The sequence below is a fragment of the Aeromicrobium phoceense genome (assembly GCF_013868155.1).
GTDB classification, from domain to species: domain Bacteria; phylum Actinomycetota; class Actinomycetes; order Propionibacteriales; family Nocardioidaceae; genus Aeromicrobium; species Aeromicrobium phoceense.
Genome location: NZ_JACEOG010000002.1, coordinates 566,538 through 575,114, shown reverse-complemented (window position 1 = coordinate 575,114; position 8,577 = coordinate 566,538). Strand labels below are relative to the sequence as shown.

Annotated in this window: 11 protein-coding genes; 3 read left to right on the top strand and 8 right to left on the bottom strand. The window is 72.4% G+C overall.

The window, feature by feature from the left end:
- From H1W00_RS16160 to H1W00_RS16150, 3 genes are all read left to right on the top strand, one after another.
- Positions 1 to 191 (top strand): SDR family NAD(P)-dependent oxidoreductase (locus H1W00_RS16160; protein ID WP_181756820.1); only part of this gene is annotated, 191 nt, incomplete at its 5' end.
- A gap of 187 nt (positions 192 to 378) precedes the next feature.
- Positions 379 to 918, top strand: a complete 540-nt coding sequence (locus tag H1W00_RS16155; RefSeq protein WP_181756819.1) for a DUF2189 domain-containing protein — start codon at positions 379 to 381, stop codon at positions 916 to 918.
- Between the two features lie 139 nt (positions 919 to 1,057).
- Positions 1,058 to 1,315 carry a hypothetical protein gene (locus tag H1W00_RS16150; RefSeq protein WP_181756818.1) on the top strand — a complete coding sequence of 86 codons (258 nt, stop codon included), beginning with the start codon at positions 1,058 to 1,060 and terminating at the stop codon, positions 1,313 to 1,315.
- Here the strand turns inward: H1W00_RS16150 and H1W00_RS16145 are convergent.
- The 8 genes from H1W00_RS16145 to hisF form a co-directional block, all read right to left on the bottom strand.
- Positions 1,281 to 2,612: an MFS transporter gene (locus H1W00_RS16145; protein ID WP_181756817.1), complete on the bottom strand. Its 1,332-nt coding sequence runs from the start codon at positions 2,610 to 2,612 to the stop codon at positions 1,281 to 1,283. The two genes, H1W00_RS16150 and H1W00_RS16145, sit on opposite strands and share 35 nt — an antisense overlap.
- 23 nt (positions 2,613 to 2,635) lie before the next feature.
- Positions 2,636 to 2,968 carry a DUF2752 domain-containing protein gene (locus H1W00_RS16315; RefSeq protein WP_276568860.1) on the bottom strand — a complete coding sequence of 111 codons (333 nt, stop codon included), beginning with the start codon at positions 2,966 to 2,968 and terminating at the stop codon, positions 2,636 to 2,638.
- A 92-nt stretch (positions 2,969 to 3,060) separates the two neighbouring features.
- The gene (locus H1W00_RS16135) at positions 3,061 to 3,261 is read right to left on the bottom strand and encodes an HGxxPAAW family protein (RefSeq protein ID WP_181756816.1); all 201 of its coding nucleotides are present in this window, start codon (positions 3,259 to 3,261) and stop codon (positions 3,061 to 3,063) included.
- A gap of 54 nt (positions 3,262 to 3,315) precedes the next feature.
- Positions 3,316 to 3,867, bottom strand: a complete 552-nt coding sequence (locus tag H1W00_RS16130) for a Trp biosynthesis-associated membrane protein (protein WP_181756815.1) — start codon at positions 3,865 to 3,867, stop codon at positions 3,316 to 3,318.
- The gene (gene hisI / locus H1W00_RS16125; RefSeq protein WP_338072927.1) at positions 3,864 to 4,202 is read right to left on the bottom strand and encodes a phosphoribosyl-AMP cyclohydrolase; all 339 of its coding nucleotides are present in this window, start codon (positions 4,200 to 4,202) and stop codon (positions 3,864 to 3,866) included. Before hisI ends, H1W00_RS16130 begins: the two co-directional genes overlap by 4 nt.
- 37 nt (positions 4,203 to 4,239) lie before the next feature.
- Positions 4,240 to 6,012, bottom strand: a complete 1,773-nt coding sequence (locus H1W00_RS16120; protein ID WP_206680100.1) for an ABC transporter ATP-binding protein — start codon at positions 6,010 to 6,012, stop codon at positions 4,240 to 4,242.
- Positions 6,005 to 7,816, bottom strand: a complete 1,812-nt coding sequence (locus H1W00_RS16115) for an ABC transporter ATP-binding protein (protein ID WP_338072926.1) — start codon at positions 7,814 to 7,816, stop codon at positions 6,005 to 6,007. The genes H1W00_RS16120 and H1W00_RS16115 overlap by 8 nt, the downstream gene beginning before the upstream one ends.
- On the bottom strand, positions 7,813 to 8,574 hold the full coding sequence (hisF, locus tag H1W00_RS16110) for an imidazole glycerol phosphate synthase subunit HisF (RefSeq protein ID WP_286928231.1): 762 nt from the start codon (positions 8,572 to 8,574) through the stop codon (positions 7,813 to 7,815). The genes H1W00_RS16115 and hisF overlap by 4 nt, the downstream gene beginning before the upstream one ends.
- Positions 8,575 to 8,577: the final 3 nt, after the last annotated feature.

Below are 8,577 nucleotides of genomic sequence, written 5' to 3'. Positions count from 1 at the left end.
CCGGCTCGGCCGTGGCGGTCGCCGGTGACGTGTCCCGCACCGACCAGATCGAGAAGCTCGTCGCCGCCGCCGAGGAGTCCTTCGGCCCGGTCGACATCTACTTCGCCAACGCCGGAGTCGGCGGGGGCGGCGGCCCCCCCCCCCCCCCCGAGGGCCGCGGCCCCCCCCACCCCGCCTCCACCGCCCGGTGACGGCTCCGGCGGTGGCTACCCGCCTCCGCCTCCCGGCGGCTCGGGCTTCATCGAGCCCTTCAGCCCGACCGACGCGATCGGCTACGGCTGGCGCAAGTTCTCCGCGGCGTTCGGGCCGTGGCTGGTTCTCGGCCTGATCGCCGTCGCGCTCATTGCCATCTTCTTAGTCGCGATCATCTTCTCGTCCGTGGGAGTCGCGGTCGCCGGCGATGACTCCTCGTCCTTCGGCAGCGTCCTGGTGTTCTTCGTGCTGGGGCTGGCCTTGAGCATCGCCCTGTCGGTCCTCAACGCGGTCGGCATGCGCGGCGCGCTCGACGCGACCGAGGGTCGTGACTTCGATCTCAGCAACGCCCTGAGCCGGATCGACGTGCCTCAGGTCATCGTCCTCTCGCTGATCCTGTCCCTGATCGGCAACCTCGGGAGCCTCTTCCCGGGCTTCCTCGGCGGGATCCTGTCGCTGGTCGGCCTCGTGCTGACGTTCCTGACCTATTTCGCGATGACGTTCCTCGTGGACCGCGGCATCTCTGCCATCGACTCGCTCAAGGCCAGCGTCGACCTCATCCGGGGCAACCTTGGCAACTCGATCCTCCTGGCATTGCTGGCGTGCGTGGTCATCCTCATCGGCGCCTGCCTCTGCCTTCTGGGCCTGTTCGTGGCCTACCCCGTGGTGACGATTGCCACGGCTTACGCCTACAAGAAGTTCCAGAACCAGCCGGTCGCCGCCTGACACGATCGGACACGGCGCGGCCGGGCGAGCAGCCCGGCCGCGCCGTCCTATGCTCGGCGGGTGACGAGCTACCCCCCCGCCGCCCGGCCAGCCTCCCTACGGGCAGGGCTACCCCGCCGCGCCGGACAACAACCAGGCCGTGTGGGCGCTGGTCATCGCCATCGTCAGCATCTTCCTGGCCTGCTGCTGTGGCGTGTTCTCGATCGCCGGTGGCATCGCGGCCATGATCCTGGCGAAGAACGAGCGCACCCGCGCCCAGCAGTGGAACGGCCCGTACGCCGACACCTCGATGGCGACCGCCGCGTACTGGCTGGGCGTGGCCGCGATCGTGATCGGCGCACTCTCGCTCGTCGCGAGCGCAGTCACCGTGGTGCTGGAGCTGGCACTGGCAGTGTGACGGGGCGCGGCAGCAGCAAGCTGCCCACCGCCGCCGCCACGGCGAGCGCCCCCGCCAGCAGCCACGCCGACGTGTAGTCCCCCGAGGCGGCGCGCAGAGCGCCACTGGCCGCCGCCGCGACGCCGGCGCCGATCATGTGTGCCGCGAACACCCAGCCGAAGACGATGCCGCCCCGCTCGGGCCCGAACGCGGTGCGGCACAGCACCACCGTCGGCGGCACCGTGGCGACCCAGTCCAGACCGAACAGCGCCACGACCAGGAGCATCGGCGGCTCGACCGTCGGGCCGAGCAGCGCCGGCACGGCCAGCAGCGCGAGGCCACGCAGCGCGTAGTAGACCGACAGCAGCAGGCGCGGGTCGTAGCGGTCGGTCAGCCACCCCGAGCCGATCGTGCCGACGATGTCGAAGATGCCCACCACGGCCAGCAGCCCGGCAGCGGTCGTGGCCGCCATCCCGTGGTCGTGGGCGGCGGGCACGAAGTGGCTGCTGATGATCCCGTTCGTGGTCCAGCCGCAGACGAAGAACGTGCCCGCGAGCAGCAGGAACGAGCGCGTCCGGAACACCTCGCGCAGCACCGTGACCGCGTGGACGACGGCGGCCGCCGCGGTCTGCGGCACGACGGCTGACGCCTCGTCGTCGATGCCTCCGTACGGCTCGAGGCCCACGTCCGCGGGGCGATCGCGCAGCACCACCGCGACGACCGGCACCAGGGCCGCGCAGCAGGCAGCTATCGCCAGTGAGGCGGCGCGCCAGCCGAACTCGTCGACGATCGCAGCGAGCAGCGGCAGGAACACGAGCTGCCCGGTGGCCCAGGCCGCGCCCAGGATGCCCAGCACGAGGCCGCGCCGGGCGACGAACCAGCGGTTCACGACGATCGCGCCGAACACGAGCGCGACCGAGCCGGTGGCGACGCCGATCACCAGGCCCCACAGCACCGACAGCTGCCACGGCGCGGTCATCGCCGTGGAGGCCAGGCAGCCCATGGCGATCAGCAGGAGGGCGGCGACGGCCGTGCGACGCACGCCGATCCGCTCGAGCAGGGCGGCGGCGAACGGCGCCGCCACCCCGTAGACGATGAGGTTGAGCGAGACGGCGATCGACGTCTCGGTGCGGCTCCAGCCGAGGTCCTCCTCGATCGGCACCAGCATCACGCCGAGGCTGGACCGGAACGCGGCCGATGCGAGGAGCACCAGGAAGGTCACGCCCGCGACGAGCCACGCTCGGTGGACCCGCCGCGAGGGCCGCCGCGAAGCCGGCCGACCGGCCATGGACGCACCCGCGCCCGCCGGGGTTCCCATGTCCGTCACGGTGTCTCTTCTCGTCAGGGGGCCAGCCAGGCGCCCCACGGCGTCACCCGCGCGATGCCGAAGACGGCGGCCAGCACGCCCATCGCCGTCACGGTGCGGGCCGACCAGGTGAGGTAGCGCGCGGGGAGCCCGCGTGCCCGTCGGCCGAGCCACACCAGCCACGCCACCACGCCCACGGAGACCAGGGCGACGGCCAGCAGGTTGCTCGAGACGGCGGCCGCGACCTCACCGCGCGTCAGCAGGTTCACGGCGCGCAGCCCCCCGCAGCCGGGACAGGGCTCGCCGGTCAGGAAGAGGAACGGGCAGAAGCCGTAGGCGCCCTCGACGTGAGGGTCACGGAAGTGCAGCAGCGCGAATACCGCGAGGCCGGCGCCGCCGGCGATCAGCGGGGCGCGCAGCAGACGACCGCGCGAGGCGGTCGTCGGGATGACCTGATCGGTCAGTGATCCTTCACCCGGCTGGTGCCGTACCCGGCGACGGACATGACCTTGCCGAGCGGGAGCGCACCCACCGCCAGCACGACGCCGATCGTGAAGAGCACCCAGTTCGGGTCGGGGATCAGGGCGATCCCGCCGATCAGGAAGCCGGCGAGGCTGACGAGGACGGCGGTCCAGGCGGCCGGCGACGATCCGTGCGACATGGGTGGTGCTCCTAGTGGTGCTCGGGGTGGTTCGGACGACAGCCTACTCGGTGGTCAGGCCGTGGGATCGACGCCGTCGTCCATCGCCTTCCACAGGTCGCTCGCATCGGGCTCGCGGGCGGCCGGGGCCTCGTACTTGCGGCCCATCGTGGCCCATCGCGGACCGAGCCACGCAACGGCGGCACCCGCCACGACGATCAGCACGAAGCCGGCGATCGCGAACGACGGAGCGGCGGTGGAGCTCCAGTCCACCGAGGCACCGGCGACGGCGGCCTCGTCGATCGCGCGCTGCTGCGCCGTCTGCAGCGCGTCGCTCGTGCGGCTCGAGATCGCCACGCCGACCACGCCCGCCACCGCGACGAGGGCGCCGATCACACGACGCAGTCGGGGCCCGCCGGCGAGCACGCCGAGTGCGGCAGCCATCACCAGGATGGCGAGCCCGGCCGCGCCCGGGACGACGTCGGCTCCGGAGACCGTGAGGTCGGTCTCGGGTATCCCTGCCGCGCGAGCGGTGGCCTCGGACCAGGTGGCGCGCACCGCCAGCAGCGTGCCCCCGCCGAGCGCCAGCAGCAGGAGGACAGCGGGCCCGAGGAGGTTGCGGTTCACGTCAGCAGGTCCCGGTCGAAGCACGTGGTGGCGCCGGTGTGGCACGCGGCGCCGACCTGGTCGACGACGACGAGCAGCGTGTCGCCGTCGCAGTCGAGCCGGACCTCGCGCACGTGCTGGGTGTGGCCCGAGGTCTCGCCCTTGACCCAGTACTCGCCGCGGCTGCGGCTCCAGAACGTGGAGCGGCCCGTGGTGAGGGTGCGGTGCAGCGCCTCGTCGTCCATCCAGCCGACCATCAGCACGGCGCGCGACGTCGCGTCCTGCACCACCGCCGTGACCAGGCCGGCGTCGTCGCGCTTCAAGCGGGCGGCGATCGCCGCATCCAGGGAGCTCACGTGCCCCAGTGTCTCAGGCGCGGCCCCGCGCTCCGCATCAGGCGAGGGTCGCCTGCGCCACCCAGGACGCGTGCAGGCGCGCGTAGACGCCCTCGGCCTTGACGAGGTCGCGGTGGTGACCGTCCTCGACGAGACGGCCCTGGTCGAAGACGAGCACGCGGTCGGCGTTCTCCGCGGTGGACAGCCGGTGGGCGATCGTCACGCTGGTGCGGCCCTGCAGCAGCCGGTCGAGCGCCCGGGTGGCGCGCAGCTCGGTCTGGGGGTCGACGGCACTCGTGGCCTCGTCCAGGACGAGGAACGCCGGGTCGGCCAGCGCCGAGCGGACGAGCGCGACCAGCTGCCGCTCCCCCGCCGACAGCGACTCGCCACGCTGGCCCACCCGGGTGTCGAGTCCGCGCGGCAGGGCGGCGAACCAGTCGGCGAGGCCGAGCCGCTCGACGGCGTCGACGAGGTCGGCGTCCGTGGCGGTGCGCGATCCGTAGCGCAGGTTCTCACCCAGCGTCGCGTCGAACAGGAAGCCCTCCTGCGGCACCATCAGCACGTGGCGGCGCAGGTCGTCGAACGGGACCTGCGCGATGTCGACGCCGCCGAGCACGACCCGGCCGGCGGCGGGGTCCATCAGGCGCGTGAGCAGCTTCGCGAACGTGGTCTTGCCCGAGCCGGTCTCGCCCACGACGGCGACCCGCTGGCGCGCCTCGATCGTGACGTCGACGTCGGCCAGCACCGTGGGGCCCTCGGGGTAGGCGAACGACACGTGCTCGAACTGCGCCTCGAGGTCGCCCTCGGGAAGGCGCTGACCGGCCGGGCCCGGGTCGACCACGTCGGCCGGGGTGTCGAGCAGGTCGAGGACGCGGCGCCACGACGAGATCGCGTTCTGCGCCTCGGAGATGACCTGGGTGGCCATCTGCGCCGGGCCGGTGAAGAGCCCGACCAGGAAGACGAAGGCGACGATCGTTCCGACGGAGAGCTCGCCGAGCACGCCCAGCCAGACGCCCACGGCCAGCACCGCGGCGTTGGCGATGCCACCCACCAGGATCGCGGCGGAGAACGCGCCGGCAGTGATCGTCTGGGCGCGGATGTTGTTGCGGTAGTTCGCGCTCACGGCGACGTCGACGCGGTGCTGGGTGCGGTCCTCGATGCCGTAGGACCGGACGACGGCGGCACCCACGACGGGCTCGGCGATGACGGCGAGCATCTCGCCGACGCTGGCGCGCACGCGGTCGTAGGCCCGCGACATCGCGCCGGCCAGCCAGCGCAGGCTCACCGCGAGCGGCACGAAGCTGATCAGCACCACGAGGGTGAGCTGCCACGACAGGAACGCCATGACCACTGTCGCGACGAGCATCTGGCCGATGCTGACGATCATCATGATCCCGGTGAACTGCAGGAACTGGCTGATCTGGTCGACGTCGGAGGTGACCCGGGAGACGAGCGACCCGCGGCGCTGCGTGTTCTGTGTGAGCATCGACAGGTCGTGGACGTGACGGAACGCCGCGACGCGCAGGTTCGCCAGCCCCCGCTCGCTCGCGGTGAAGATCCGCACCTTCGACCAGTAGCCGCAGATGGCGATCACGATCATGAGCAGGGCGGCAATGCCCACGTAGCGGGCAATCAGGGCGGTGTCGACGTCACCGGAGGCGAAGCCGTCGTCGAGCGCCGCGCGCACCACGATGGGCACGAGCGAGCCCCCGGCAGTGCTGAGGAGCGCGAGCACCAGCGTCAGCCAGATGCCCTCGGTGATCTCGGGGTTGCGGCGCATGCCGCGGACGAGGACGGAGATGCCGCCCTCGCGGGGTGCGGACTCACTCATGGTCGACCTCCTCACGGGCCTGGTCGTACGCATCGACGAGGTTGCGGTAGGCGGCCGAGCGCTCGCGCAGCTGCGCGTCGGTGCCGCGATCGGCGACACGTCCGCCCGCGAGGAAGACCACCTCGTCCGCCAGCGCGATCGTGGCCTTGCGGTACGCCACGACGACGGTGGTGGGCGAGCCGTCGCGGTCGGCCAGGGCACGCAGGATGCGCTGCTCGACCTCGGGATCGAGGGCACTGGTCGCGTCGTCCATCACGAGCACGCGCGGGTCGCGCACGAGCGCCCGGGCCAGCGCGAGACGCTGGCGCTGGCCACCCGAGAGCGAGGTGCCCCGCTCCCCCAGCTCGGTGTCGAGGGCGTCCGGCAGCGCCGAGACGAACCGATCGGCCTGCACGATGCGCAGCACCTCCCAGACCCGCTCGTCGGGGACGTCGAGGTCGAGCACCACGTTGGCGCGGACCGTGTCGTCGAACAGGAACGTGGACTGGGGCACGAGGGCCACCGCGCGGGTGAGCGCCTGTTGCGACAGCCGGCGTGCGTCGGTGCCACCGATCAGCACCGCGCCGTCGTCGGGATCGACGAGGCGGGTGACGAGCGAGGTCAGCGTGCTCTTGCCACTGCCGGTGGCCCCCACGACCGCCGTGACGGTGCCGGCGGGCACGGGGAACGCGATGTCGTTCAGGACCGCGGGGGCGGGCTCGTCGGGGTGGCTGTAGTCGAGGTCGGTGACCGTGAGGTCGACGGGTCCGGTGCCCGGAACCCGGGCGTCGCCGTAGTCCATGGCGTCGTCCTCGTCGATGACGCGCGACACGCGGTCCCAGCCGACGACGGCGCGCGGCAGCTCGCCCAGCACCCAGCCGAACGAGCGGATCTGCATGCCGATCACGGTGAACAGGTAGGCCACCTGGACCACGTCGCCCGCGTCGGCGCCGCCGCTCTGCACGCGCCACGCGCCCAGCAGCAGCACGGCCAGGACGGCGAGGTTGGGGAGCGCCTCGATGACGGGGTCGAAGATCGCGCGGATCCGGCCGATCGCGATGGCGGCGTCGCGCAGGCGCTCGCTCGCGGCTCGGAAGCGGGCCGTCTCGTCGGCCTCGCGGCCCAGCGACTTCACGACGAGGGCGCCGTCAAACGACTCGTGGGCGACGGTGGACACGTCGCCGCGCAGGCTCTGGGCGAGCGCGATCCTCGGCCCCTGCCACCGCTGGTAGACGGCGTTGGCGACGAACAGCAGCGGGATGACCACGAGCCCGACGACGGTCAGCACGGGGTCGGCCAGCACCATCGTGGCGATCGCGGCGACCAGCATGGCGATCGTGCCGAGCGCCATCGGCAGTGGCATGAAGACCGACCACGTGGCCTCGACGTCGGCGTTGGCATTGCTGAGCAGCTGACCCGCGGGGTGCCGGTGGTGCCAGCGCAGCGGCAGCTGCAGGTAGCGGCGCGTGACGCGCAGGCGGTCGTCGCGCACGAGCCGGAAGAACACCACGCCGCCCAGCAGGCGGCGACCCACGACGCCCACGGTGCGCAGCACCGCGGCCAGCACGAAAAGGCCCACGCCGGCCCACAGGGTGGACCACGTGACGGCACCGGCGGCGACCGAAGGGGCGATGACGTGATCGGTGGCCCAGCCGAGCACCCAGGCGTCGGCCACGGTCATCACGCCGAAGAGCAGGGAGGCGAGCGCCGCCCACGTGAACATCACCTTCTGGCGGGCGATGCCGCGACCCATGACCCCGAAGCCACGCCGGGTCAGCCGGTCGGTGCCACCGCCGCTGAGGGTGTCGAGCGCCGGGGCGCTCACCGGACCACGTGTCCGGCGGCTCGCAGCGTCTCCTTCACCGCGGGGATCGTCAGCGTTCCGAAGTGGAAGACACTGGCGGCCAGGACGGCGTCGGCGCCCGCGTCGACCGCGGGGGCGAAGTGCTCGAGGCGCCCGGCGCCTCCGCTGGCGATGAGGGGGACGTCGGTCGCGCCGCGGGCGGCGCGGATCATCTCGAGGTCGAAGCCGGCCTGCGTGCCGTCGGCGTCCATCGAGTTGAGCAGGATCTCGCCCGCGCCGAGCTCACTGCCGCGGCGCACCCACTCGATCGCGTCGATGCCGGCCGAGCGGCGGCCGCCGTGGGTGGTCACCTCGAACCCGCTGGGCTGATCGTCTGCACGTCGAGCGTCAACGCTCAGGACGAGCACCTGATTCCCGAAGCGGTGCGCGATCTCGCCGATCACCTCGGGCCGCGCGATCGCGGCGGTGTTGATGCCGACCTTGTCGGCACCGGCGCGCAAGAGCCGGTCGACGTCCTCGACCGCACGCACGCCCCCGCCCACCGTGAGCGGGATGAACACCTGCTCGGCGGTCTGGCCGACGATGTCGTAGGTGGTGGAGCGGTCGCCGCTGGAGGCGGTGATGTCGAGGAAGGTGAGCTCGTCGGCGCCCTGGGCGTCGTAGACCCGCGCCATCTCGACCGGATCGCCCGCGTCGCGCAGGTCGACGAAGTTCACTCCCTTGACGACGCGACCGCCGTCCACGTCCAAACAGGGGATCACACGGACGGCTAGGCTCACGGC

What these genes read in the sequence shown, in the direction of transcription:
- H1W00_RS16145 (WP_181756817.1), bottom strand. Translation starts at nt 2,612, where the DNA reads ATGGGAACCCCGGCGGGCGCGGGTGCGTCCATGGCCGGTCGGCCGGCT.
- H1W00_RS16120 (WP_206680100.1), bottom strand. Translation starts at nt 6,012, where the DNA reads ATGAGTGAGTCCGCACCCCGCGAGGGCGGCATCTCCGTCCTCGTCCGC.
- H1W00_RS16135 (WP_181756816.1), bottom strand. Translation starts at nt 3,261, where the DNA reads ATGTCGCACGGATCGTCGCCGGCCGCCTGGACCGCCGTCCTCGTCAGC.